Origin of the sequence: Pseudovibrio sp. Ad46, assembly GCF_001623065.1 — a bacterium.
GTDB lineage: Bacteria > Pseudomonadota > Alphaproteobacteria > Rhizobiales > Stappiaceae > Pseudovibrio.
This window is the reverse complement of sequence record NZ_LMCG01000040.1, coordinates 200,934-226,812: the sequence shown is the minus strand read 5'-3', so window position 1 is coordinate 226,812 and position 25,879 is coordinate 200,934. Positions and strand designations below refer to the sequence as shown.

Annotated in this window: 27 protein-coding genes; 11 read left to right on the top strand and 16 right to left on the bottom strand. The window is 51.9% G+C overall.

Annotated features, from left to right (window positions below):
* Positions 1-93 precede the first annotated feature (93 nt).
* Complete coding sequence (locus PsAD46_RS08015; RefSeq protein WP_057462915.1) at positions 94-579, top strand: peroxiredoxin; 486 nt, start codon at positions 94-96, stop codon at positions 577-579.
* Between the two features lie 52 nt (positions 580-631).
* Here PsAD46_RS08015 and PsAD46_RS08010 read toward each other — a convergent pair whose 3' ends face one another.
* From PsAD46_RS08010 to coxB, 8 genes are all read right to left on the bottom strand, one after another.
* Positions 632-1,717, bottom strand: coding sequence for an SURF1 family protein (locus PsAD46_RS08010; RefSeq protein ID WP_063306564.1), 1,086 nt, complete (start codon positions 1,715-1,717; stop codon positions 632-634).
* A complete protein-coding gene (locus tag PsAD46_RS08005) occupies positions 1,707-2,102 on the bottom strand; it encodes a DUF983 domain-containing protein (protein WP_208981727.1) in 396 nt (131 codons plus the stop codon). The genes PsAD46_RS08010 and PsAD46_RS08005 overlap by 11 nt, the downstream gene beginning before the upstream one ends.
* Positions 2,103-2,245: 143 nt before the next feature.
* Positions 2,246-3,124, bottom strand: coding sequence for a cytochrome c oxidase subunit 3 (locus tag PsAD46_RS08000; protein ID WP_063293734.1), 879 nt, complete (start codon positions 3,122-3,124; stop codon positions 2,246-2,248).
* A gap of 58 nt (positions 3,125-3,182) precedes the next feature.
* Entirely contained in the window at positions 3,183-3,806 is a 624-nt protein-coding gene (locus tag PsAD46_RS07995) for a cytochrome c oxidase assembly protein (RefSeq protein ID WP_063287205.1), read from the bottom strand.
* A gap of 9 nt (positions 3,807-3,815) precedes the next feature.
* Complete coding sequence (locus PsAD46_RS28090) at positions 3,816-3,971, bottom strand: hypothetical protein (RefSeq protein WP_193757736.1); 156 nt, start codon at positions 3,969-3,971, stop codon at positions 3,816-3,818.
* A gap of 23 nt (positions 3,972-3,994) precedes the next feature.
* Positions 3,995-4,927 (bottom strand): heme o synthase, encoded by a 933-nt coding sequence (locus tag PsAD46_RS07990; RefSeq protein ID WP_063287204.1) that lies wholly within the window; start codon positions 4,925-4,927, stop codon positions 3,995-3,997.
* Positions 4,928-5,068: 141 nt separating this feature from the next.
* The gene (gene ctaD / locus PsAD46_RS07985; protein WP_063293733.1) at positions 5,069-6,661 is read right to left on the bottom strand and encodes a cytochrome c oxidase subunit I; all 1,593 of its coding nucleotides are present in this window, start codon (positions 6,659-6,661) and stop codon (positions 5,069-5,071) included.
* Positions 6,662-6,743: 82 nt separating this feature from the next.
* Positions 6,744-7,667, bottom strand: coding sequence for a cytochrome c oxidase subunit II (gene coxB / locus PsAD46_RS07980; RefSeq protein WP_063287202.1), 924 nt, complete (start codon positions 7,665-7,667; stop codon positions 6,744-6,746).
* Positions 7,668-8,215: 548 nt separating this feature from the next.
* Between coxB and PsAD46_RS07975 the strand changes: the two genes are divergently transcribed.
* A complete protein-coding gene (locus tag PsAD46_RS07975) occupies positions 8,216-8,743 on the top strand; it encodes an invasion associated locus B family protein (RefSeq protein ID WP_082830689.1) in 528 nt (175 codons plus the stop codon).
* Between the two features lie 104 nt (positions 8,744-8,847).
* Here the strand turns inward: PsAD46_RS07975 and PsAD46_RS07970 are convergent, their stop codons facing one another.
* Positions 8,848-9,414, bottom strand: coding sequence for a DinB family protein (locus PsAD46_RS07970; RefSeq protein WP_063306563.1), 567 nt, complete (start codon positions 9,412-9,414; stop codon positions 8,848-8,850).
* 196 nt (positions 9,415-9,610) lie between these two features.
* On the opposite strand from PsAD46_RS07970, the gene PsAD46_RS07965 reads away from it, so the two are divergent.
* The 3 genes from PsAD46_RS07965 (at position 9,611) to tldD (ending at position 12,370) form a co-directional block, all read left to right on the top strand.
* Positions 9,611-10,228, top strand: coding sequence for a LysE family translocator (locus PsAD46_RS07965; protein ID WP_208980500.1), 618 nt, complete (start codon positions 9,611-9,613; stop codon positions 10,226-10,228).
* Entirely contained in the window at positions 10,225-10,830 is a 606-nt protein-coding gene (locus tag PsAD46_RS07960; protein ID WP_208981726.1) for a LysE family translocator, read from the top strand. The genes PsAD46_RS07965 and PsAD46_RS07960 overlap by 4 nt, the downstream gene beginning before the upstream one ends.
* 115 nt (positions 10,831-10,945) lie before the next feature.
* Complete coding sequence (tldD, locus tag PsAD46_RS07955; RefSeq protein ID WP_063293732.1) at positions 10,946-12,370, top strand: metalloprotease TldD; 1,425 nt, start codon at positions 10,946-10,948, stop codon at positions 12,368-12,370.
* 67 nt (positions 12,371-12,437) lie between these two features.
* Here the strand turns inward: tldD and PsAD46_RS07950 are convergent, their stop codons facing one another.
* Complete coding sequence (locus PsAD46_RS07950; protein ID WP_063306562.1) at positions 12,438-13,187, bottom strand: transglutaminase family protein; 750 nt, start codon at positions 13,185-13,187, stop codon at positions 12,438-12,440.
* Positions 13,188-13,404: 217 nt separating this feature from the next.
* On the opposite strand from PsAD46_RS07950, the gene PsAD46_RS07945 reads away from it, so the two are divergent.
* The 5 genes from PsAD46_RS07945 to PsAD46_RS07925 all read left to right on the top strand — a co-directional run bounded on the left by PsAD46_RS07945 (position 13,405) and on the right by PsAD46_RS07925 (position 19,468).
* A complete protein-coding gene (locus PsAD46_RS07945) occupies positions 13,405-15,309 on the top strand; it encodes a monovalent cation:proton antiporter-2 (CPA2) family protein (protein WP_063306650.1) in 1,905 nt (634 codons plus the stop codon).
* A 114-nt stretch (positions 15,310-15,423) separates the two neighbouring features.
* Positions 15,424-17,202 (top strand): monovalent cation:proton antiporter-2 (CPA2) family protein, encoded by a 1,779-nt coding sequence (locus PsAD46_RS07940; RefSeq protein ID WP_063306561.1) that lies wholly within the window; start codon positions 15,424-15,426, stop codon positions 17,200-17,202.
* A 146-nt stretch (positions 17,203-17,348) separates the two neighbouring features.
* Entirely contained in the window at positions 17,349-17,771 is a 423-nt protein-coding gene (locus tag PsAD46_RS07935; RefSeq protein WP_057462269.1) for a helix-turn-helix domain-containing protein, read from the top strand.
* A 6-nt stretch (positions 17,772-17,777) separates the two neighbouring features.
* The gene (locus tag PsAD46_RS07930) at positions 17,778-19,142 is read left to right on the top strand and encodes an MATE family efflux transporter (RefSeq protein ID WP_057462268.1); all 1,365 of its coding nucleotides are present in this window, start codon (positions 17,778-17,780) and stop codon (positions 19,140-19,142) included.
* A 104-nt stretch (positions 19,143-19,246) separates the two neighbouring features.
* A complete protein-coding gene (locus PsAD46_RS07925; protein WP_093517470.1) occupies positions 19,247-19,468 on the top strand; it encodes a DUF2093 domain-containing protein in 222 nt (73 codons plus the stop codon).
* On the opposite strand, the gene lpxK is transcribed toward PsAD46_RS07925, so the two are convergent.
* Genes lpxK through PsAD46_RS07895 form a run of 6 tightly spaced genes read right to left on the bottom strand, consistent with a single transcriptional unit; the run spans position 19,465 to position 24,957 of the window.
* Positions 19,465-20,478 (bottom strand): tetraacyldisaccharide 4'-kinase, encoded by a 1,014-nt coding sequence (lpxK, locus tag PsAD46_RS07920; protein ID WP_063306560.1) that lies wholly within the window; start codon positions 20,476-20,478, stop codon positions 19,465-19,467. The two genes, PsAD46_RS07925 and lpxK, sit on opposite strands and share 4 nt — an antisense overlap.
* A 3-nt stretch (positions 20,479-20,481) precedes the next feature.
* Positions 20,482-21,771: a 3-deoxy-D-manno-octulosonic acid transferase gene (locus PsAD46_RS07915; protein WP_063306559.1), complete on the bottom strand. Its 1,290-nt coding sequence runs from the start codon at positions 21,769-21,771 to the stop codon at positions 20,482-20,484.
* A 24-nt stretch (positions 21,772-21,795) separates the two neighbouring features.
* Complete coding sequence (locus PsAD46_RS07910) at positions 21,796-22,491, bottom strand: lysophospholipid acyltransferase family protein (RefSeq protein ID WP_057462264.1); 696 nt, start codon at positions 22,489-22,491, stop codon at positions 21,796-21,798.
* Between the two features lie 48 nt (positions 22,492-22,539).
* Positions 22,540-22,782, bottom strand: coding sequence for a DUF4170 domain-containing protein (locus PsAD46_RS07905; protein ID WP_057462263.1), 243 nt, complete (start codon positions 22,780-22,782; stop codon positions 22,540-22,542).
* 50 nt (positions 22,783-22,832) lie between these two features.
* Entirely contained in the window at positions 22,833-23,627 is a 795-nt protein-coding gene (locus PsAD46_RS07900) for a 3'(2'),5'-bisphosphate nucleotidase CysQ (protein ID WP_063295492.1), read from the bottom strand.
* Positions 23,614-24,957 (bottom strand): TldD/PmbA family protein, encoded by a 1,344-nt coding sequence (locus PsAD46_RS07895; protein ID WP_063306558.1) that lies wholly within the window; start codon positions 24,955-24,957, stop codon positions 23,614-23,616. Before PsAD46_RS07895 ends, PsAD46_RS07900 begins: the two co-directional genes overlap by 14 nt.
* 317 nt (positions 24,958-25,274) lie before the next feature.
* On the opposite strand from PsAD46_RS07895, the gene PsAD46_RS07890 reads away from it, so the two are divergent.
* Complete coding sequence (locus tag PsAD46_RS07890) at positions 25,275-25,874, top strand: DUF6101 family protein (RefSeq protein WP_063306557.1); 600 nt, start codon at positions 25,275-25,277, stop codon at positions 25,872-25,874.
* Positions 25,875-25,879: the final 5 nt, after the last annotated feature.

The window sequence follows — 25,879 nt, the reverse complement described above, 5'->3', positions numbered from 1 at the left end:
CTACAACTGAAGCCCGTTTCTTTTTAGATGCAGACCTCTGATTGAGATGTCTGTTATGTTGTGATCAGCAAAAGCAAATTGGGGGAACTTTCCATGGTCATTCAAGTAGGCGAAAAACTGCCAAGCGTTACATTCAAAACCATGAGTGCCGACGGGCCAGTGGATGCGACCAGTGAAGAGCTGTTCGCCGGCAAAACCGTAGTTCTGTTCGCAGTTCCTGGCGCTTTCACGCCAACCTGCCACCTGAACCACCTGCCGGGTTTCATCGACAATGCAGAAGCCATCAAGGCAAAAGGCGTTGAAACAATTGCTGTTGTTTCGGTGAACGACGCGTTTGTTATGGGTGCCTGGGCGCGCGACACGCGCGCTGATGACAAGATCCTCTTTCTTGCTGATGGCAGCGCTGATTTTACCAAGGCAGTTGGCCTTGAGCTTGACGCAAGCGCCTTTGGAATGGGCATCCGCTCCAAGCGCTATTCTATGATCGTGAAAGATGGCGTGCTGGCTTCTCTGAATATTGAAGAAGCTCCGGGAGAAGCAACGATCTCCTCTGCTGAGAACATTCTTTCTCAGCTATAAAGCAAGCTGTCCAAGAACGTTTAAGGGGAGCCATGCTCCCCTTTTTTGTAGTCTATCGCTGAAATTTATTTCGCTTGCGCCGTGCTGCGTCAGATATCATGCGGAAGCGATCAGCCTTCCGTTTTTCCTCTTCCGCATCAAAATCATCGTCGTCTTCATCATCGTCCTCTTCATTCTCAGAAGAGACCTTGCCTCGATCCAGCCATGCCTTGATCAGGAAGGCAAAGTAGACGCCGACCAGAGTGAGCGCCAGACCTGCCCATGTGAAGGCATACTGCAGGTGATTGTTCGAGAACGTCATACGGGTCTCACCCGCTTGCGGCAGGTCACCAGCAACGCTCACTGTCTCCTGAAGGTCAATCGTGTAGGGTGCGGTCTGATCCGGCAGCAATCCCATAGCTTCAGCCATCGCCTTTGGCTCGCGCACATACCACACATTGGTCTTCTGGTTTGGTTCTGCGGAGAACATGCTCGCCACTTCAGCTCTGCGGGCAAGGCCGGTTATGGTTATTTGCCCACGCGGTGGAGCTGAGCCCAAACGTGTGCTGAACTCTTTACGATCAATTGGAACAAAGCCACGATTGACCAAAACGTTCCAGCCGTCATTCGTGATGAAGGGTGCGTAGACAAAATACCCCTGCCCGCCCAGTGGGCCTTTCGGCTTGGTTAGAGTATCAAAGTAGTACAGCTCGCCGATAATGAACTGGCCAGACAGCTCAACAGGCATATAGTCGATTTCGTCGCTCGACATATCCTCCCAGGTTGCCGGGCCGGGCGCTGCAACAGCAGGTTCAGTCGCCCGCACTTCAGCGCGCGCAATCAACGCCACCTTTTCATCCAGACGATTGAACTGCCACAAACTCAGATTGGCTAGAATAGCTAGCCCAACTGCAGCACACAGGTGCAAGATCCAATAGCGCTTGAGAAATGCAACTAACCCAGGCTTTGCTACTGCATCCTCAGCATCAGTGTCGTCATGTTCCATTTGATCATCTGTCACGGTGTTATCTTTGTTTTTTCTCGTGTTGCGATGAGTGTGTTCAGGAACTGGTTCAGGTTCCTCATGCCAGGCGACATCGTTTTTTCGCGCAGGCTTTGAATCAGATGAAGCATCGCCAATCTCCCTTTCAGCGATCATCAAGCTTTCCTTCCGCTGCATTGTTCTTGTACTGCAATGCAATCAACAGGCCTTTGAGTATGCGCAGAAGCGTCACACTCAACACCACAGTCACGGGTGCCCAGATAATCAAATGCAGCCAGAGTGGAGGTTCGTACGCAAACTCAACGAACAAAACACCACCAACAAGAATAAACCCCAGAATGAGAATGACAAAGACTGCAGGTCCGTCTCCAGAATCTGCAAAGTCATAGGAAAGACCGCATCTGGAACAGGACACACGCAGGTTTAGCAGGCCCTGAAACAATGGCCCTTCCCCGCACCGTGGACATTTTCCGCGAAGACCAGCTGAAAATGGATTGGCAGGAAGGCCAAGATAAGCCTTTGTCTTCTTCCTCTCACTCATGTGAAGCCTCGGATACACAGGTGACTTTGAACGCTCGTAAGGCACCTAGGTCATATACATATAGAAAAGGCGGCTTGCGCCGCCCTTATCTTTTTTCGTTTTTCGTCTGAATTCCAGACCCGCTCTTGGCTAATGCCGCAAGCTTAGCCGCCCCAGATGTAAACGGATGCAAACAGGAACAGCCAAACCACATCCACAAAGTGCCAGTACCAGGCTGCCGCTTCAAAGCCGAAGTGCTTGGTGGTGGAGAAGTGGCCTGCCAGTGCACGGAACAAACACACAGCGAGGAAGATGGTGCCCACGATCACGTGGAAGCCATGGAACCCTGTCGCCATGAAGAAGGTTGCGCCATAGATGTTCTCTGAGAAGCCGAAGGCTGCATGAGAGTATTCGTAGGCCTGACAGATGGTGAAGATCACACCCAGAACAACTGTCGCGATCAGACCCCATTTCAGGCCATCACGGTCCCCATGAACCAGCGCGTGGTGTGCCCATGTTACTGTTGTACCAGACAGAAGCAGGATCAATGTGTTCAACAGTGGCAGGTGCCACGGATCGAAGGTTTCGATACCTTGTGGAGGCCAAACACCGCCAGTGTGCTCGACACGGCCAAACTGCGCAGCTTCACCCGCGAACAGGGATGCATCAAAGAAGGCCCAGAACCATGCAACGAAGAACATAACTTCGGACAGGATGAACAGCAGCATGCCGTAGCGCAGGTGCAAGGATACAACGCGTGTATGGTGCCCTTCGCGAGATTCCTTAACCGTGTCACGCCACCACATAAACATGGTGTAAAGAACGATACCAAGACCAATTGCAAACAGGCCCCAACCGTTCAGCGTAAAGCCAACGGTTGTTTCGCCATCAGCGTTGCTCAGAAATGAGAAGCTTACGCCGCCCTCACTCATGCGCATGAATACAATCGCGCCGATTGCCATAACCAGCGCCCCAACTGACCCAACAAATGGCCATGGGCTTGGCTCGATAATGTGATAATCGTGGTTTTTAACACCAGCCATATCTTTCTCCCCATTTCAAAAAAGGTCGCTTCTGCAAAAGGCAGATCCGTCTCGCAACCTAAAGCTTGTCAGTGGCCGCGTCGCTTGGAGAAGCCACTGCAGCTGTTTCTTCCTCGCCGTCTTTCGGCAATTCAAAGAATGTGTAGGACAAGGTGATTTCCTTGATATTCTTCAGGCTCTCGTCCTTGTCCAGTTCCGGATCGATGAAAAACACGACCGGCATATCAATCGATTCTCCTGCTTCAAGCGGTTGCTCGGTAAAGCAGAAGCAATCAATTTTGTTGAAGTAGCCCCCGACTTCGAAAGGCGCCACGTTAAACGTGGAAGTCCCGGTAGAAACCTGCTGCGCGAGGCTTTGGGCCTCGTACATAATCTCGGTCATCTGGCCCAGCTTCACGCGGACTTTCTTTTGTTTTGGTTTGAAATCCCAATCCAGACCCGGAGCGACGTTGGCGTCAAAGCTCACGATGATCTCACGATCAAGGATCGTATCGGATGCCTCTTCTGCTCGCTGTGTGGTGCCGCCATAGCCCGTCACTTGACAGAAGAGCTGATAAAGCGGGACAGCTGCAAAGGACAAACCAACCATTCCAAAGAACACGCCCCCGCAAATCACAGCGACGGTAGCGTTGCTGCGGTTTACTTTGGCTTGTTCTGCTGTTTTTGGTTTTTGATCAGTCATTTGCGTCTCTTACAGTGGACGATCCATGATGCCCGGACCGAGCTTCACGATGGTGATCACATAAAACATAGCAACAAGAACGCCGAGTGTGACTGCAAGAGCCACTGAACGTCCGCGGCGGGTCTTGACTTGCTCTTCAGAAAGAACTGCTTTTTGCTTGCTCATTTTCTTCTCTTTCCAGTTATGCGTTAGACCAGACCAATCATGTTCTCAGCGAGCAACCCAGCAAAAATCAGCATGAGATAGAACAAAGAGAACTTGAAGAGAGACATTGCTGTTTTCTTGGCTGCATCACCCTCGCGCACTCTCCAGACACGGATTGCATAACCGAGGAACACCAAGCCAAGGATGGCTGAACCAACACCATAAAACACCGAGGCAAAGCCTAGGAAGTACGGTGCCATGCCAACTGGTAGCAACAGCAAAGAATACAAAACGATTTGGTGACGGGTCGCGGTTTCGCCTGCGACGACCGGCAACATTGGGACGCCAGCAGCCTGATAGTCGCCGTTTTTAACCAGCGCCAAGGCCCAGAAGTGTGGAGGTGTCCAGGTGAAGGTGATCATGAACAGTGCGATGCTGACCAGCGTTACGTCACCTGTAACAGCTGCCCAGCCGACCATTGGCGGAAGCGCGCCAGCTGCACCTCCGATAACGATGTTTTGCGGCGTGCTGCGCTTGAGCCACATTGTGTAGATGACCACGTAAAAGAAGATCGTGAACGCCAGCAGACCAGCGGCCATCCAGTTTGCCACCAGACCGAGGGTCAGAACAGAACCGAAGGACAGAACCATGCCAAAAGCAAAGGCTTCCTGACGTGTGATTTTGCCTGCCGGGATCGGGCGCTTTTTAGTGCGGGACATGACAGCATCAATGTCTGCATCCCACCACATGTTCAGCGCACCAGATGCACCACCACCAATGGCGATGCAAAGAATAGAAATGAAGCTGAGGACCGGGTGCTGATTACCCGGAGCCATGACCAGACCAACAGCTGCTGTGAACACAACAAGAGACATTACCCGCGGCTTGAGCAGCGCGATGTAATCAGAAACGCTTCCACGACCACCAAGATCGGTTGCGTCCTCGTGAAGTCCTTGTGTCTGTTCCAGCATTGTCATGCCTGTACCTCTGTCGCGATATTGAAACCTGTGCCGTTTTTCAGCGTTCTAGACTTCATCCCCGGAACATTGGAGCACTTCCGGGCTTGTGCTTTACCTAGAACCGAGGGCGCTGACACGCCCCCGGCAATTTCGGTGCAGTTACTTGATCTTTGGAAGGATCTCGAACTGGTGGAATGGAGGAGGTGAAGACAGGGTCCATTCCAGAGTAGTTGCGCCTTTGCCCCACGGGTTATCGCCAGCCACACGCTTCTTGAGGAATGCGTCAAGGACACACCACAAGAAGATGAGCACTGCAAAACCGGTGAGGTAAGAACCGTAGGAGGAAACCATGTTCCAGCCAGCGTATGCGTCCGGGTAGTCGGCATAACGGCGTGGCATACCAGCAAGACCAAGGAAGTGCTGCGGGAAGAACACCAGGTTCACACCGATGAACATGAGTGTGAAGTGCAGGTTTCCGAGGAACTCGGAGTACATGTAACCGGAGATCTTAGGGAACCAGTAGTACCAGGCTGCAAAGATCGCGAACACAGCACCCAGAGACAGAACGTAGTGGAAGTGAGCTACAACGTAGTAAGTGTCATGCAGTGCACGGTCGAGACCTGCGTTTGCCAGCTGAACGCCGGTTACACCACCAACGGTGAACAGGAACACAAAGCCGATCGCCCAGATCATTGGCGTGCGGAATTCGATAGAACCGCCCCACATGGTCGCAATCCATGAGAAGATCTTAATGCCAGTCGGCACTGCAATCACCATGGTCGCGAACAGGAAGTACGCCTGCGTATCTGCGGACAGACCAACGGTGAACATGTGGTGCGCCCAAACGACAAAGCCAACAACACCAATCGCAACCATCGCGTAGGCCATGCCGATGTAACCGAACACAGGCTTGTGCGAGAAGGTGGAGATGATGTGGGAGATGATGCCGAATGCAGGCAGGATCAGGATGTACACTTCAGGGTGACCGAAGAACCAGAACAAGTGCTGGAACAAGATTGGGTCACCGCCACCAGCAGCTTCAAAGAAGGTGGTGCCGAAGTTACGGTCTGTCAGCAACATGGTGATCGCGCCAGCCAAAACAGGCAGAGAGATCAACAGCAGGAAGACTGTTACCAGCACGGACCAAACGAACAGCGGCATCTTGTGCATGGTCATACCAGGCGCACGCATGTTGAAGATGGTGGTGATGAAGTTGATGGCACCCAGAATGGAAGATGCACCGGCAACGTGAAGCGCCAGAATTGCAAAGTCCATTGCAGGACCTGGCTGACCGGAGGTGGACAGCGGAGGATAGATGGTCCAGCCACCGCCGACACCGTTTGCACCTGGTGGGCCTGGCACAAAGAGTGACAGGAGCAGCAGGATAAATGCTGGTGGCAGAAGCCAGAAGGAGATGTTGTTCATGCGTGGGAACGCCATGTCAGGCGCACCAATCATGATCGGAACGAAATAGTTCGCGAAGCCACCGATAAGCGCTGGCATAACCATGAAGAAGATCATGATCAGCGCGTGCGCTGTGGTGAACACGTTGAACAAGTGTGGATCGGAGAAGTACTGCATCCCCGGCTCCTGAAGTTCCATACGCATTGCGATGGACAGAAGACCGCCGATGATACCAGCCATGATCGCGAAGATCAGGTAAAGGATACCGATATCCTTATGGTTGGTGGAGTAGACCCACCGCACCCATCCAGTTGGATGGTCATGTGCATGCGTTTCAGACGCAGACATAGTTGTGCTCCCTCGTAAAGTTCTTGCTCGTATGCGCAGCAGCCCTTGACGCGCGCATACTCGGCTCAATCAGTGACCCCGATTAACGGGACGCAACCTTCACGTCGGTGGCTGCGGTGGCAGCAACCTTCTTCTCATCAGCAATCAGCTTTGCGAGAAGTGTGTTTGCTTCGTCGACGTCGGACTTCGCAGCTTCGGCCCAGGCCTGATACTGCTCTTTGGTCACGACTTGCACGGCGATTGGCATGAACGCGTGGTCTTTACCACAAAGCTCTGAACACTGGCCGTAGAACATGCCGGTGTTATCAGCACGGAACCAGGTTTCGTTGAGGCGGTATGGAACAGCGTCAATCTTGATGCCGAATGCAGGAACAGCAAATGAGTGGATCACGTCTGCTGCGGTTACCTGAACACGCACTGTGGTGTCGACTGGAACAACAATGTTGTAGTCCGTCGCAAGAAGGCGAGGAAGCTCAGCGTTTGTCAGGCCTTTTTCAGCCATTATGTCTGCACGCTCATCGTCCTGAATCATCAAGGCGTCGAATGAGACATCTTCCATGCCTTCATCCGCGTACTCATAACCCCAATACCACTGGTAACCAGTCGCTTTGATGGTCATTTCGTATTCAGGGATATCAAGCTGTTTGAAGAGCAAACGGAAAGACGGAACTGAGATCATCACCAGAATGAGGATTGGGACAACCGTCCAAACAACCTCGATCATAGTGTTGTGTGAAGTGCGAGATGGCGTTGGGTTCGCCTTCTTGCGGAACCTGATGATCACAACAAGCAGCAGGAGTGCTACGAAAACCGTCACGCCGGCCATAATGATCAGGGTAAAATCGTTAAACCAGCGAATGTCTTCCATCACTGTCGTCGCCGCAGGCTGCATACCCATCTGCCACGGCGTTGGCTGTGCTGCATTGGCTGCACCTGCCATAAAACCCGTCAATCCGATTGCCATAGTTGCGGCAATGGTCGCCAGGTGATGCTTCAAGAGCTTCATCACGTCTTGCGCTCCCTGTCCCTCTTAATGCCGCCGAAACGGCAATCCTCTTCTTGTCCACACATGTGGGGTGCCCACTTTGGCCCGTCCGACCAGTCCTCACACCTGCGTGAATATCTGCGACATAATAACCCAATAAGGGTTTCTACGCGATTCCCCTAAGGTTATAGCGACTATAAGTCGCAGTATCATTTGACTTGAATCAATGAGTTGGACAAAAAACATAAGAAATCCGCAGATGCAATTGGATTTTGAACGATCTCCGCTGTTTTCACCTAGTTACTTTTCCCTATATCGAAAATCGATCATTTCTATCCATGCGTCCAATTTCACTCACTAAATCGTCACTTTATCGGCAAAAAGGAACGTTACCTCGGCGTGAACAATGTGAGTCGGATCCCTCCTTCCTCGTCAGTTAAGTGGACAGCCAAGAATGCCAGTTTGCGCTTTGACGTCAGGAGCGGTATTCCAATATTTTAGGGAAACACCCCACGCTGGCTGGCTGGGGAGACAGACACTGCACAGCCGGTGAACTGGAGGAAGGTTTTTTGAAGCAGTTTTTACGCACGCTGACTCTAACAGTTGCGATGACAGTGGCGGGTGCCGCAGGATTTTCCGGAGCTGGTCATGCTCAACAAGCGCTTGGCGAACTCAAAGGCGAGTTTGGTGATTGGCAGCAGCGTTGCGCCAAATCCCCAGGTTCTAACGTCGAGCAGTGTGCTCTTATTCAAAGTGTGACAGATTCTGCACGTGATACTGTAGGCCTGACAGCGATTATTCTTAAGACGGCTGACCAGCAAGCGACCGTTTTGCGCATTCTCGCTCCACTTGGCGTTTTGCTACCGATGCAACTTGGTCTGAATGTAGATGGAAAAGATGTTGGCCGGATGCCATTCATCCGCTGTCTGCCTGCCCCAAGCGGTTGCGTTTCTGAAGCGATGCTGGAAAAGGATCTGATCGACAAGCTCACAACTGGTCAGACTGCAACTTTCATCATCTTTGAGACACCAGAGGAAGGTATCGGCATTCCGATCTCACTGGTTGGTCTGAAAGAAGCAATCGCGGCTCTGCCTTAAGTGTAAGTGCTTGCCCTCGAATGTAATCTGAAAGCCGAGATGATGAAAATCGCCTCGGCTTTTGTCTTTTCAGGCGCGAGGAAAGATCCTGCCTAACTAGCTGATCACCCACGATCTGGCCAGATGTCAGCCTCACAGAACCCGAGTGCGCCGAAGTCATCCTTACGGGCCTGCTGCTCCATCTCATTGCTAAGAAAGAATTCATCGAGCTGAGGTGGTGCGACTGAAGTTCCGCTCAACATGGCGTGCACTTGCCCGCGATGGTGCATCTGATGTTGGAAGAGATGCAGAAGAAGCCTGTCTGCTCGCTCACTCAGAGGCTTGTCATCTCTCAGCACATGTATTTTGGAGAGGTCAGCGAGGCCCATTGAGCCTACGTGTGCAATTAATTTCTGATCTGAGTTTCTTTGAGCCTCGAAAAGAGGCGGTAGTTGCTCAAAAGGGTACTCAGGATCAAATGCATTAATCCCGAGCGGCGCTCCTTCCAGAGCGCTGATATAGAACCAATCCACTGTGAGGATGTGATTCAGTGTCATCAGGATTGAAGGGAAAAAACTTGTTCGCTGTGCCGTTAGCTCGTCTTCAGAGAGCTTCTTGCAACTGGAAAGTAGCCGATAATTCGCCCAAGCGTTGTTTTTGGCCTGCGCTTGAAAATATTGAAGCACTGTCATTTCCGTCACTTAAAAATTTGAGATCAGTCTCCGCAGTTTTCAAAGAGACCTCTTAGTTTTCCTAAAATGAGGCACGCAAAGCAAAGGGTTTTTGCACCTTAAATCCGGTGTGCTGTTTTCTATGGGAGCACATTCTGTTTGATTGCGGCAGCGTCAGCCTCCTGATGCAAACAGACCGGACCTTTGCAGGTGATCCTTGCCCATAGCAATGCATGTCTATATTGCGTTTGTTGTCACCACATTGATTATCATGTCGGTGCCTGACGCCAGTAAAATGTTGATCCTTTCCAGATCCGCATCCGGAGGAACTTTTGCTGGTCTCTTTACACTCATTGGCGTTAAAGCAGCAGAAGCCATTCAGGTGGTGCTGGTTTCCTTTGGGCTTTCCTGGCTCATTGTCAGTTATCCCTATGTCTTTGAGACTGTGACCGTTTTGGGGGCGGCTTATCTGATTTATCTCGGCCTTCGTAGATGGAGAGCTGCTAGCCGCAGGATTGCTGAGCCCACCAGTCAGGGCTCTGACTTTCTGACAGGTTTCATGATCAGCATTGCCAATCCCAAAACTCTCATTTTTCTCGCAGCTCTTTTCCCTCATTTTCTCAATCACGCTCATCCGGTAGATGCCCAGTTTGTTGTTCTGGGTACAACTTTTCTTCTGATCGCGACCTGCCTGGATCTACCGCTTGTGGTGGGTGGCGGACTGGTTGAGCGGTTGTTTCGATCTCCACGTGTTGAAGGCGTGCTGAAGCGGTTCAACAGTGGTGTTTTGCTCACTGCCGGAGTTTTCCTTATGGGACTGTTGGTTTTCAGATGATGAATATCAGCCTTTACCTCGGATTTATTGTTGCAACATTCATCTTACTGGCTATTCCCGGACCTAACGTGATGATGATACTGACTAAATCCACTCGCGAAGGAACCTCAGCGGGCCTGATTGTTATGGCTGGCATGACAATCGCACAAGCTGTCCAGATCATTGCTGTTGTGCTTGGCCTTTCCTGGGTGGTGCGCACCTACCCTGATGCCTTTGAGGTTATTCAGCTTGGAGGAGCGGCCTATTTAATCTACCTGGGCATCTCTAGCTGGTTGCGTGCGGGACGGCATGACAGGGTAGTGAGCGGAAGCCATAAGCATTTGAAAGTTGGCTTCTTTGTTGGTCTTTCAAACCCAAAATCACTGCTGTTCATGGTGGCATTTTTCCCGCAGTTTATTGACAAGGCTTATCCAGCAGATCCGCAGCTTACGGTGATGGGGGTGACTTATCTTGTGATGGCGATTTTAATTGACGGACTGATCGCCGTTCTTGGCGGGTATTCCCGCAACTGGCTGTCTGCTCCTTCCGCAAGATTCAGGCTCGATAGAGTTTCTGGCGCCGTTCTGGTGTGTGCCGGATTGGTGCTCGCTTTCCTGCATTGACCCTCAAATACTTGGGAGCGATGGCCTTCCCGCCTCCTTTATTGAATAGTAAGCCTTGAAAGTGCACGGATTGTTCGCCACAACAGAGCAAATCCTTTATTTCGGAGTTTTACCCATGAGCGATAAACCTATTGATCTTCTCCAGACCTCAGGACTGGACGAGGAGACAGCGCGCCAGATTACTGCGGCAGCGCTGAAAGGCGCTGATGATGGGGAACTTTATCTGGAATACAGCCAGAACGAAGGGCTTGTGTTCGACAATGGACGCCTGAAGTCCTCCACGTTCAGCACCGGTCAGGGATTTGGCCTGCGCGCTGTTGTGGGTGAAGCGTCTGGTTATGCCCATTCCGACGATATTTCCGAGGCTGCATTGAAACGCGCTGCTGATGCGGTTGCCTCTGTCCAGAGCGGTCATTCCGGTACCTATGCAGCACCGCCAGCTCGTACCAATCAAAAGCTCTACACGGATGAAAACCCGATTGGCAGCCCAAGTTTTGCTGAAAAAGTACAGCTGCTGCAGGAAATTGACGCCTATGCCCGTGCGAAAGACCCGCGCGTACAGCAGGTAACTGTTTCGCTGGCAGGCAGCTGGAAGACAGTGGACATCCTGCGAGCTGATGGTCACCGTATTCGTGATGTACGCCCGCTTGTGCGCCTCAACGTTTCGATTGTGGCTGGTGACGGCGACAAACAGGAGACTGGCTCTTTTGGCTCTGGTGGCCGCGAAGGGTTTGGTGAGTTTGTTGCTGAAACAAGCTGGCAGCATGCTGTTGAAGAAGCTCTGCGTCAGGCTCTGGTCAATCTGGAGGCAATCCCAGCTCCCGCTGGTACGTTTGACGTGGTGCTTGGCAACGGCTGGCCGGGCATTTTGCTGCACGAAGCAGTTGGGCATGGCCTTGAAGGTGACTTCAACCGCAAGAAAACATCGGCGTTTGCAGGCTTGATGGGACAGCAGGTTGCCGCAAAAGGTGTGACCATTGTTGATGACGGCACCATCTCCAAACGTCGCGGCTCTCTTTCCGTTGATGATGAGGGTACGCCGACTGGCCGAACCACACTCATCGAGGATGGTGTTCTTGTTGGATACATGCAGGACCGTCAGAACGCACGCCTGATGGGGGTTGAGCCAACTGGTAATGGTCGCCGTGAATCCTTCTCACACCAGCCTTTGCCACGCATGACCAATACCATCATGGAGAATGGTGATCAGGATCCAAAAGAGATCATCGAAAGCCTGGAAGACGGCATTTATGCTGTTTCCTTTGGTGGTGGTCAGGTTGATATCACCTCTGGCAAGTTCGTGTTCTCTTGCACTGAAGCCTACCGTGTCCAGAACGGAAAGATTGGCGCTCCAGTGAAAGGCGCAATGTTGATCGGAAACGGTCCGGATGCGCTCAAACGGGTGTCCATGATTGGCAACGACATGAAACTGGATCCAGGTATCGGAACTTGCGGCAAGGCCGGTCAAGGCGTACCAGTGGGTGTTGGACAGCCAACCATGCGCATCAACGAGATGACGATTGGTGGCACTGCGACCTGATTGGTTCAGACAGGTTCTATGAGTTTGAAAGGGGTAGAGATGCCCCTTTTTCTTTGTAGTAACGCTTCTAATCCCGCAAAGGAATTGCAGGCACTTTACCTGCGCGAATGCGATTGGTTCTCCAGTTCATCACGTGACGGATGCCGTTTTCATAAAGCACCTTCATCATTGGCGAGAACGCCTGCATGTGTTCAGTGTAGAAATCATCCGGGCTATTATAGATTCCAAAGTCATTGTTAATGCCGGTTTTCTGGATGTAAGTGTCCTGCCCCTGCCAATTGACCTGAGGCGCGCTGAGGCAGTTGGTGCCAACGCCGTAGGCACAAAGGGATTGTCTGCTTGGGGCAAACTTCTGCTGAAGAGCAGAGAGAAACGCATCGTCCAGAATAAAGCCCTCCAGATTAATCCAGCGGTCCCCAAGATAGATCTCCACCCAGGAATGCAAAATGTTGTCTGGGGCGATCTGGTAGACCAGTTCGGGCACTACTCCGCGCTGAAGTTCTTTATGGATTGTGAAGCCGTGCAGACGACAGGGAATCCCAACGGCTCTCATCAATGCCATGAGAAGTGTGCCTTTGGTGTTGCACTGCCCTATTCCATCAACCAGCACCTGACTTGCCGGAATATTGTCTGCTTTGTTATAACCAAACTGAATTTCATTGCGGACGAAATCATAGACTGCTCCAGCACGATCAAAGAGAGGTAGATCCTTCCATTTGCGCTGCTCAACAAGCTGCCGGATTGTTGGCGCACTAAAGTTGAGTAGTGGGGTTTCCTTGAGCAGGTTGTTTAAGTGAGTGTTGGGTTTGTCTAGCATTTTGCGCCTCCAATCGAGAGTGAATCGACTGTAAAGGCTCTAGTCACTGTAGGTTCAAGGTCTAAATTGCATCTATTTACACTACAACCTGAGAGCTCAAACTGGCACTTCGTTAAGGGTGCTGAAGATTTACCTCAGCTTGTCTGTATTGCATTCAAACCGAATTTACGCTGGGTCTGTAGCTTCTTTCAAAAATAATAATGAGCCGCACCCTTTCATGATCACACTCCACCAACTGGATTTTGTGACAGACATCATGCTGTTTCTAAGCATGGCGATTCTGGTGGTGCCGTTTGCCAAATTGATCCGGGTTGGAACCATCGTCGGCTATTTGATAGCGGGCGTTATTTTAGGGCCGTGGGGGATTGGGCAGTATCTTGGCAGTCCCTTTAGCGCTCCTGATGAGCTGCGGCCCATTGGTGAGCTTGGCGTGGTCATGCTGCTGTTTTTGATCGGGCTTGAGCTGAATCCTGGTCGCCTATGGTCTTTGCGTAAGGAGATTTTTGGCTCAGGGTCAGCTCAAGTAGGGTTTTCCGCGCTTTTAATTGGGCTTGCTATCTATTTTGCGGGACTGACCTGGCAAAAATCTCTCATTATTGGCCTTTCGCTCGCGCTTTCATCAACGGCTCTTTCCTTGCGTATTTTGCAAGACCGCGGCGATCGCACGACGCCGATGGGGCAAACATCTATCGCAATCTTGCTGTTTCAGGACATGATGATTGTTCCCATTCTCGCGCTGATGGCGATTGTGGCGCCTGTTCCTATCGATACGGGCCAACGGCCAGGTTGGGAGACGGCGTTGATTATGGCTTCGACCGTGCTTCTGTTGGTTGCTGTTGGCCGCTATCTGCTCACCCCATTGTTTCGGCTGTTTGCCCGTATTGGTGCTCGCGAGATGATGACAGCCTCTGCATTGCTCACAGTGCTTGGCGCAGCAACACTGATGAAAGCGGTGGGTCTTTCGAGTGCATTGGGCGCGTTTATTGCGGGTGTGATGCTGGCAGAAAGTTCTTTCCGGCATGAGCTTGAGGCTGATCTGGAGCCTTTTCGCGGCTTGTTGCTCGGATTCTTCTTCATCACGGTCGGCATGTCCATCGACCTGAACTTTGTCTATCAGAACTGGGTGGTGGTGCTTGCCTGCAGTTTTGGTTTGATGGTCGTGAAGTGTCTAAGCATTTTTTCTGTCACCCGCCTGTCTGGCCACACACCAGAAAACAGTTTGCAGATTGGTGGTTTGCTGGCTCAAGCTGGAGAGTTTGGGTTTGTCATCTTCTCAGCATCTGTCGCCGTTGATTTGCTGAACCCGCATCAGAGCAGCTTGCTCTCCGCAATCATCTCTTTCACCATGGCGTTTACTCTGCTGAGCGTTTGGCTCTCGCAATGGTTTGGCGTGAAGCTGAGGCCTGAGCCCGTGAAACCGGATATACCCAATACAGAGGGAGGCCGCACCAATGTGCTGGTGATTGGATTTGGGCGTTTTGGGCAGCTTGCCTCTCAGATGCTGATTGCGCAGGGCTCAACCGTAACCGTTCTGGATACAGACGCACAGCATATCCGGGAGGCCTCTCGGTTTGGCTACCGGATTTACTACGGAGATGGGCGACGACTGAATGTTTTGCGGGCAGCGGGGGCGGAAAATGCCAGTGTGATTGCGGTTTGTACCGAACGGGCCGAAACAACGAGCCAGATTGTGCGCATGACGAAAACACAGTTCCCACTCGCCAAAATCTTTGCCCGCGCCCACGACCGTCGTCACGCTATTCAACTTGTGACAGCGGGCGCAGACTATCAGCTGCGTGAGACCCTGGAGTCGGCTTTACAGTTCGGGCGGGAAATACTGGAAGAGTTGGGAGAGGATGAAGACCGCACCTATGAAATTCTTGCGGATGTGCGGCGCAGAGATGCTGAGCTTTTGGCATTGCAGCAGGTGGGTGGCCTGTATGCGGGTTACAAGCACTTCAAGCTGCCCGATGTGCCAGTGAAACCTTTGATCAAACCGAAATCAGAATCAACTGCCCTGAACGAACCTGCACGCCGCCTTGCGGAGGCCGAAAAGAAGGCAGAGAAGGAACAATCAGAGAATTCTGAAAAAACTTCACCACACAAGCCATCTTCAGACTAGCTTTATACGGAAAACTACATTTTCTCTTAGATAGAATTAAGGTATTCCCATCAAAATCGACTGAAATCAGAAATGTCTGTTTTAATAGTTTGAATTCCGCTTTTTAGGATGCCAATGGCAGAAGCTCACGTCCCCCCGTTCTTTATCGAAACCATTGTGGTTCTTTCCGCTGCAGTTATCGCTGTACCCATCACCAAACGGCTTGGCCTTGGTGCTGTGGTCGGTTTCCTCGCAGCTGGGATGGCGATTGGCCCCTATGGCATCGGCTTTTTCAATGAACCTGAGCGTATACTGGGCTTCGCTGAGCTTGGGGTCGTTTTGCTGTTGTTTGTGATCGGGCTGGAATTGGAGCCTGCCCGATTATGGACCATGCGGCGAGACATATTCGGGCTTGGGACAGCACAGGTTGTAATCTCGGGTTTGATACTGACCTTGGGTGCTATGGTGTTTGGCCTGTCCTGGCAGGTTGCCTTGATCGCCGGGCTTGGCCTTGCTTTGTCATCCACGGCCTTTGCCTTGCAAATGCTGCAGGAGCGCGGACACCTGAGCACCAAGTATGGCCAACGGGCCTTCGGCATCTTGCTACTGCAGGACATGGCTATTGTGCCTCTGCTTGCCATGGTCAGCATTCTAGCCCCTGCTGAAGCGGATGTGGAAGAAGCTTCCATTGCTATGCAGGTGATCACGGTTGTCGCTGCTGTTGGCTTTGTGATCTTTGCGGGCCGCTTCCTGCTTTCTCCCCTCTTCAAGCTTTTGACGGCTTCAGGCGCTCGTGAGTTGATGATTGCTGCAGCACTGCTGGTTGCTCTGGGCAGTGCAGGTTTGATGAGCCTTGTTGGGCTCTCCATGGCGTTGGGTGCTTTCCTCTCTGGTGTGATGCTGGCGGAATCCAGCTACCGCCATACGCTGGAAGCGGATATTGAGCCTTTCCGCACAATGCTCATGGGTTTGTTCTTCATGACTGTGGGGATGGCGCTCGAACTTGATCTGATTGTCGCAAACTGGCAGCGTGTCGTTTCTGCGGTCGTGTTGCTGATGCTCACCAAGGGTGTTCTGCTCTGGGGCCTGTCGCGTTTGTTTGGCTCTTCCAACTCTGATGCTCTGCGCGTGGCAGTCACTCTGCCACAAGGCGGGGAGTTTGCCTTTGTGCTGTTTTCAACGGCGACTGCTGCGGCAATCTTGCCAGAGGAATCTGCGAATATCCTCAGCGCTATTGTTATTTTGACCATGCTGCTCACACCACTTGGTGCAGTAGGTCTGGATTTTGTTGCGGAGCGGATGAAACAGCATGGCGACACGACCAATAAAATCGAGACCTTTGAGGATGCATGCCCGAGCGTGCTGATCGTTGGATTTGGGCGTTTTGGTATGATGGTTGCGCAGATGCTGACTTCAGAAGGGATTTCCGTCACAGCTCTCGACAACAAGCCGGACCGGATCAACTATGCTCGCCAATATGGCTACAGGGTTTATTACGGGGATGCGACGCGGCCCGACGTGCTCAAGGCAGCTGGTGGTGAGAATGCGACCTTGATTGCTCTTTGCATTGAGGATGACCGCGTCATGAAGCAGGCAATTTTGCAGATCAGATCCGCGTTCCCCAATGCAGCTCTTTATTGCCGTGCCACGGACCGGGCTCATGCGCTTGATCTCACCCGTCTGGGCGTTGACTATCAGATCCGTGAGACTTTTGAGTCCAGCCTGACCTTTGGTCGGAAAGCGCTTGAGTTTCTTGGTTTGCCGTCAGACCGTATTGACGAAGTCGAAGATGATGTTCGCAAACGAGACGATGAACGCCTGACAATGCAGCTTGCCGGTGGTGATCTTGCTGGCTCTGACAAGTTGCACCAGCGCACGCCACGTGATGAAAGCAAATCAGAAAAACCTGACTGATTAAATCAAGTTATCAGAGCACTGCTCTTGACGCTGGTTGATTTGAAGCACATTTATTGCGAGGGCGCTGTGCGCTCTCATTTCAACATTTCGTGATCTGCGGCACTGCTTTCTCGCAGAGACCACATTAATCCGTATGGTTCGATATGGCTGGTGAATACTCAATCGGTGATCTTGCGAAGAAGGCTGGCGTTAAAGTCCAGACTATTCGTTTTTACGAGCAAAAAAAGCTGCTTCCGGAACCTCCGCGCACTGAGGGCGGTCAGCGTCGTTATGGCGAAGACCACCTGAACCGACTTTCTTTCATCCGTCATGGCCGTGATCTCGGTTTCTCTTTGGAAATGATCGAGAGCCTTATGCTGCTTAAGGAACACCCGGAGGATGACTGCGAGGGCGCAGACGAGATTGCACGGGCTCACCTGACTGAGGTGGAAGACAAAATTATTCGTCTCCAAAGCCTACAAACCGAGCTGAAGAAGATGCTGAAACACTGTTCCAGCGGAAAGATACACGATTGCAGGGTCATTGAGGCCCTCTCCTGCGATTGCTATCAGCATCGCCAAAAGTGAGTTTTTATGTCCAGACCAACTTCATCCGGCACACGGGATGCAAAATTCACCTATGGCTCGACTATGCGCCATGTTCTGGTGATGACATCCACCGGCTCAGTCGGATTGATTGCTATTTTTCTCGTTGATTTTGCAAACCTTTTTTACATTGCACAGTTGGGTATTGAAGAACTTGCGGCGGCAATTGGCTATGCCGGAACCATCATGTTTTTCAACTCTGCCATTGGCATCGGGCTTTCCATTGCCGCCAGTGCTTCCGTTGCCCGGCGTATCGGGCAAGGTGATGTGAAAGGTGCGCACCGCCTTGTGAGCATGTCGCTTATAATATCAACACTGATATCACTCGCTGTCGTGGCAGGTAGTCTGGCGTTTCTGGATGATCTGGCGATGTTGCTCGGGGCGTCTGGGCGTACGCTCGATTTTACGTTGCTCTTCCTTTACATCGTCGTGCCTTCCATGCCGTTCCTTGTTGGTGCAATGGTGCTTTCTGCACTGTTGAGATCCGTGGGTGATGCACGTGGTGCGATGTTTGTGACTTTATCCAGCGGCTTTGTGACAGCCATTTTAGATCCGATCCTCATTTTCGGGTTTGATATGGGCATCACTGGTGCTGCAATCGCTTCTGTTGTTTCTCGCCTAGTGATGGTTGGTGTTGGCCTTTATATCCTGATCATCAAGCACAACATGCTCGGCAAGCCTGAGATTTCGAAGACTGTCAGCGATACGGTCGATCTGTTCAAAGTGGCGACACCAGCCATGTTGACCAACATTGCAACACCAGCAGGCAATGCCTGGATTATTGCGGAAATGGCTCAGTTTGGTGATGGAGCTGTCGCGGGCTTTGCGATTGTTGGCCGGATTATTCCTGTTGCTTTCGGTGCTCTGTTCGCTCTTTCCGGTGCAGTTGGTCCTATTATTGGCCAGAATTTTGGGGCCATGGAATTCGACCGGCTTAGCAAGGTTGTGAAAGATTCTCTTTTACTGATCGTGATATACACGCTGTCAGCCTGGGGTTTGCTGTTTGTGTTGCAGGAGCCATTGGTGCAGTTCTTCAATGCTGAGGGCGACAGTGCTTCGCTGGTCTTCTTCTTCTGCACATTTGCGGCAGCTGGTTTCCTGTTCAATGCTGCTTTGTTTGTCACCAATGCAGTGTTCAACAATCTGGGCTTCCCAATTTACTCCATGCTATTCAACTGGGGCAGAGCAACTCTTGGGACTATCCCGTTCACCATTGCCGGTGCTTACTTCTATCAGGCAAACGGTGTTCTGGCAGGACAAGCCATTGGCGGCGTTGTTTTCGCCTTTCTGGCCCAATATGTTTGCTGGCGAACCATTGAGAAAATCCGCAAGGAAAAACTGGCAACTGCATAAATGCTGCCAGATTTATTTGCATAAGATGCATGTTCTTACCGCTGGCCTTTTTAAGGTTTGAGCGGTAAGAAAGGAAAAACACAACAACTCTGGATGCTGAAATAATGAACCGTTTTGAACAGCCACGCGTTCCAACAGAAGCACGTATCCAATATCTGGATGGTGATTATCAGGTGAAAGCACCCGGTAACTTTGTGAAGTGTGCGATCACTGGCAAAACGATCATGCTTGAAGAACTCAAGTACTGGAGTGTATCTCGCCAGGAAGCGTACATTGACGCAGATGCTGCCCTTAAAGCCTATGAAAGCAATGGCCTACAAGCCTAAGGCTTTTCGCAGTCCAACACAGGTTTCAGGCGCTCGATGAGGGCGTCTGGTTCAGCGATTTTCATCTCCACTTCCAACACACTTGCCACGCTTGCAAGCCGCGCGATAGATTGCTCTTCGCGGCCATCCAAACGCACGTAATCTTTTGTGGTCGTGATTGGTAGCAAGTCCTGCGTTTCAGCTTCACGCAGTATCAGGCGCGCGTCGTCTTTCGTGAAGTAATGATGATCCGGGAAGGACATGGTCTCAACGACCTCAGCTCCGGCCTCCCGCAAGCTGGCATATAGCTTTTCAGGACGACCAATTCCCGCAAATGCAAGCACGCGTTCCCCGTCTAAGGCATCTGCGGACACAGGACGGATTGCAGCGTGCATCAAATCGATCCCAGCCTGGCGTGCCGTCTTTTGCTGATCGATACTCGCATCGCCCTCACCCACAACCATCAGCAGGCCAACCCGCTGCAGCTGTTTCTTGAACGGCATTCTCAATGGACCAGCCGGAATACATCTGGCATTGCCAATACCGGTCTTCGCATCCAGAAGAACGATGGAGAAGTCCTTATGCAAAGACGGGTTCTGGAATCCATCATCCATAATGATGACAGATATATCCTGCTCTTCCAGAAGCTTGGCACCGGCTGTGCGATCAGCAGAGATCACAGTTGGGCCGCGGCGTGCCAATAGCATCGCTTCATCGCCGACTTCTGCGGCGGCATATTTTGACGGCTCTACGAGCAGCGGTCCTTTAATCGAACCTCCGTAGCCACGCAGAAGAAAGCCGGGTTTGTGGCCAGCCTCTTTCAACAGAGCATTCAACGCCAGCGCAAATGGTGTTTTACCGGTTCCGCCTGCTGTAAAGTTGCCAATGCAAATGACAGGTTGACGGGCTTTGTATCTGGGATTGTACCTGAAACGACGTGTCGCCATGTAGCCGTAGAGCGCACCAAAAGGGCTCAAGAGTTTGGCTTGCCAGGTTCCGTTTTTCGTCCACCAAAAGTCAGGAGCGTTCATCGTCTACTCCTTCCCTGCTGCTGATTGCTTCACAGGCAGATATTGCTGCAGCTCAAGCTGGGTCGCTGCCAGAGCGCCCCGTCCAGATTCGACCAGCGCTTTTGCTGTGTCAGCGCGCTTTTGAACTTCCGCAGGGTTGTGAAGCAGGTTTTCGATCTGATCGGCCAACTCACTGGTGTTGTGTACCAGAAGAACGCCTTCTTCCTTTGAGAAGTGGCGATAGATCCATGCGAAATTTTGAGTATGCACACCAGATAGGATGGCGCAGCCTACTTGAGCCGGTTCAAGGAGGTTATGCCCACCGATTGGCCTCAGCGAGCCGCCCATAAACACAATCGGCGCAACACGATAGAACAAGCCAAGCTCGCCGAGCGTGTCAGCTATATAGATATCGGTCGCATTGGTAATAGCTTCGCCCCGTGAGCGCTGAATGCACACAAGGCCCATCTGCTCCAGCTCTTCGCGGATTTCCTGTGCCCGGACCGGATGCCTTGGAACGATAATCGTCAGCAAGCGATCAAACTTGTGCTTGAGCTCTTGATGAGCCTTGGCAACTTCAACTTCTTCTTCTGGGTGCGTGCTGGCTGCAAGCCATCGTGGGCGACCTTCGAGCTGATCTTTGAAGTCAGCGAGTTCTACCGGATCGCACTCAGGAACATTGCCGTCAAACTTGATATTGCCCGTAGGTCTGACGCGGATTGCTCCCAGTTGCTTGAACCGGGCCGCATCATCATCTGACTGGGCGAGCACGCAATCGACGGTTCCAAAGACTGAATGGGCAAAGGAGGGAACACGGTTCCAATTTGAGAAGGAGCCTTCTGACATGCGTCCATTGACGATGATCAGTGGGATTTGCCGCTTTTCCAACTCATGGAATGTTGCCGGCCAGATTTCTGATTCAACTGTGATTGCCAGACAAGGTGACCAGTGGTTCAGAAATCTCTTGATGTTGCCGCGCGTATCATAAGGAACAAACTGATGGATCACGCCTTCAGGCGCTGAGGCTTCAACCACCTGCGCAGATGTCAGTGTCGCTGTTGTCAGCAAAACTTTGGAACCACCGTCAACGACTTGCTTTGCAAGTGGCAGGACGGCGTTGGCCTCCCCTACACTTGCTGCGTGGATCCAGATCAGGTTTCCAGATGGCCGCTCTTTCGAGGCGACACCAAACCGTTCCCCTTTGCGGTTCTGATCTTCTTTGCCCTGGCGGGCGCGCAATTTATACAAGCCAACAAGGAGCGGCGCGGCCAGACGGCCAAGACCTTGATAGACTCTGAAGATCACTGAACTCATGGGACCCAGTTCTGCCAGTGTTTGTTATTTGCCTGATTTGGCGATTGCATAAGCTTTGTCAGTTATTTCGTTCATGCTGTTTTCCAGACGCTGACGAATTTCCTCGACCTGTTCATCGCTTGCATCAGCCGGCACCGGAATAGGTTTACCAAAGCATAACCCAATATGGCTGAACGGCAAATTGATGGATGCCTTATCCCAAGTATCAAGGTCATAATGGCGGCTGGTTGCCATTGCTACGGGCAGGATTGGCCGACCGGAGTGCTTGGCCAGCTGTACGATGCCTTTGCCTGCCTTACGCGCAGGACCTTTGGGTACGTCCGCTGTCATGGAGACTGTGGCGCCTGCTTTGAGTACGCGCACAGCTTCAATAAAACCGCGCATGCCTCCACGTTTCTTGATTTGGCTGGAGCGCTGCGCACCAGCGGCCCGGATTGTACCGAGCCCCAGTTTTGATGCGCAAACCGCTTGCATCTCGCCGTCAGCACTGCGAGAAATCATAACCCTAATGTCCCAGTGCTTTGGACATGCAAAGGGCAACATGAAATGCTGACCGTGCCACATGGACGCGATGAATGGTGCACCCTCCTCATGTTCCTCATAGACCTCAGGAGGATCAATGGTGAGTTTACTGCTCTTGTAGACAAAGAGCAGATAATACGCCATGGCAGTGCCCGCTAGCTTCATGACAAGCGGGTGTTTGCCTAGTTTTTTCAACATTTCACAAGCCCATTTGAGTTCGGGCAGAATTCCCGGGAGGCGCAGTACTTACTTGGTTTCTGCGCCCGGATCAAGCAGACGGTGCATGTGTACAATAAAGTAACGCATCAATGCGTTATCAACGGTACCTTGCGCCTTTGCTTTCCACGCGACGTGTGCCTCAGCGTAGTTCGGGTAGATGCCTACAATGTCCAGATCCTTAAGATCCTTAAAGCGAACATTGCTGATATCTTCTAATTCACCACCAAACACGAGGTGAAGTAGCTGTTGGTTTTCTTCTTGAGCACTCATAGTGTTCGCTCACCTTCTTCACAGAGAGTCCGACCGGAAACCGATAAGGATTAATCCTCTACGGATATTCCCTGAAGCCTTTTAAACAATTTGGCAGAAGATGCCACTAGTCCGGGGTGATTTGTTCTAGTTTTATTGTAGTAGAGGGTCGATCCAGACAAGTCTACTAACTGGCCCCCAGCCTCACTGATGATTAAATCCGCTGCGGCAAGATCCCAATCGCGGGCTCTTGCACGCGCCAGACCTGCATCCAATTTCCCACAGGCAACCAGTGCAAAACGGTAGGCAAGTGAACCCAGATAAGGACTGAACCGAATCTGCTCACTCTTTACGCCTTCTTTTTCAAGGAAACTGACTGGCCCTGCGATGTAGGCGCCGGTGACGGACGGGCGATCTGAAACCGCAATCTTTTCCTGATTGAGATAGCTGCCTCCTCCCTCTACGGAGGTGTAAAGCTCATCACGCACCGGGCAAAAAATTACACCAGCTGTAGGGCGACCATTTTTGACCACTGCCAGCGACAGGCACCACTCATCGCGCCCATTCAAAAACGCACGAGTTCCATCAATCGGGTCGATGATAAACACTGTCTCATAGTCTTTACGGACCAGATCGTCTTCGGTTTCTTCCGAGAGCCAGCCATAGTCGGGGCGTGCTTCGCGCAATTTAGATGCCAGAAACTGATCAACTTCGATGTCAGCGACAGAGACAGGCGAGTCGCCTTCTTTGGTCCAGTTTTTTGGTGAGTTCCCAAAATAAGAAAGGGCGATCTTGCCGCCCTCCAGAGCTGCTGAAACCAGCAGCTCTAAATCTTCCTGCACGCTATATTTGTTAGCTTCCGGCAATCGTCAGTCCTTCGATAACCACTGTTGGCGTGGCCACTGCATATCGTTCGTCCAGATCAGATGCCGGTGTCAGGTTCAGGAACATATCCTTGAGGTTGCCTGCGATGGTGATTTCGCTCACTGGATAGGCGATTTCGCCATTTTCCACCCAGTAGCCTGAGGCTCCTCGGGAGTAGTCACCTGTTACACCGTTTGCACCGTGACCAATCAAATCCGTTACCAACAAACCTTCGCCGATATCTCTTAAGATTTCTTCTGGTGTTTTCTCACCCGCCTGAAGCGTCAGATTGGTTGCGCTTGGAGAGGTGGAGGACCCGGAACGGCGTGCACGGCCATTTGAGGTCAGGCCAAGCTCACGCGCTGCATATCCGTCAAGGAACCAATGGCCCAGAATACCGTCTTCAATCATGTTGAGGTATTCAGCACCGGTTCCTTCCGCATCAAACGGAGCTGTGCCACCGCCGCGCGCCTTAAACGGGTCATCGGAGATGGTGATGCCTTTCCCGAAGACCTGCTGGCCCATTTTATCTTTTAAGAAGCTGGTTCCACGGGCGATTGAGGCTCCGTTGATCGCGCCTGCAAAGTGACCAAGCAGGGAGCGCGCTGTGCGTGGTTCATAAACCACTGGCGCCTTGCGAGTTTCCAGCTGACGTGGATTGAGGCGGCGCACGGTGCGCTCTGCTGCAATCCGGCCAACTTCTTCCGCAGACATCAGATCATCCCAATAGGTACGGGAATCGAATTCGTAATCACGCTCCATGCCGGTGCCTTCACCAGCAATGGCAGTCATGGAGAAGCCTGAACGAGAGCGTTGATAGGCACCAACGAAGCCATGGCTTGTGGCAAGTACGATGCCAGAGAGCCCCCAGCTTGCGCCAGCACCGCCTGATTTGGAAACACCTTCAACAGCAAGAGCCGCAGCTTCTGCGTCGAGGGCAGTTCTGGTCAGCTCCTCGGCATTCACCTCACGTGGATCTATAAGGTCCAGTTGCGGGATGTCTTTCAGGAGACGCTCAGGTTCAGCAAGCCCAGCGTATGGATCTTCCGGCGTGACTTTCGCCATTTCAACGGCACGGGCAGCAAGCTCAGCAGGATCGTCACTCGCATTGGATGAAATGCTGGCAACCTGCTTGCCGACAAATACGCGGAGTGTGACGACGTTGCCTTCTGCGCGGTCGGTGTTTTCAACCTTGCCTTCGCGCACGGAAACAGACAATGACATGCCCGTAACTGCGATTGCGTCTGCTGCATCGGCGCCGGCTGCTTTTGCAGCTTCCACCAAGCTCACTGCCTGCTCTTCAAGCTTTGAATTGGCAATTGCGTCAGACATTCGCATGGACCTCCTATTTTCTTGCTCTTCGTGTTTAGGGCGTGCCTGTCTCAAGAGCAAGCACACCTGCCAATAATCGCGGGGCTGTACGCAGAAATTGCAGCGGCTTGCTGGGCATGACTTTGCACATAGGTGAGCCCACTTAAAGATAGTTAGAATTTTAGCAAGTTCGGAAGAGGTTCGCTAAGCCTCTTTAAAATCAGAGTTTTTTAACCATTCGAGTTAAGGACTTACGCAGATTCTACCCTGTAATTTTCCTCTAGTTTGAAAAGAAGATGAATTGAAACCTCCACACCTGTGGAGGGAGGGGCAGTTCCGTGATCAACTACAAATCGCAGTTTTTGGGCCTTGCGAGCAACGATAACCACATTAATCGTGTGAGTGTATCGCTGCCGTTTCGCATGCAGGCGGACCTTCCTGATGATCTTCTTGAAACGCCGGGCGTTAACAGATCCGATATTCGCATTGATCCGGACAAGGTGCTTATTCGCCGTGAGATGGGTGGGCTTCCGCTTACTTTAACCGTTCCGCTTGGGTCTTACTCTGGTGTTGGAGCGAGAGCGACAGTCAGCGAGATCAGCGATGAGCTGGAGTATCAGGTCATTTTGCTGCATCGCGATCATGCTTTGAGCATTCCGCTTTATAACAGCACAGATATGGAGCTGACAGCGGATTACTGGGAAGCCTGGTCAGATGTTTTGGCGCTGCCGCTGCTCATGATTGACAGCGATGGCACCTCCAAACTGGCACGTTTGGGGCTTAACACATGCTCCAAAGGTGAGGCGTTGCCACGCAGAAAGCTTCGAGCGTTGACTGGACGACGTCCGCGTTTTCTTGTTGGCCGCGAAACAGGCAAGCCAACACGGTTGCAGAAGATATTCGCCAGCTCCCGCCGTTTCACATCTCTGCGGCGCTGAAACTC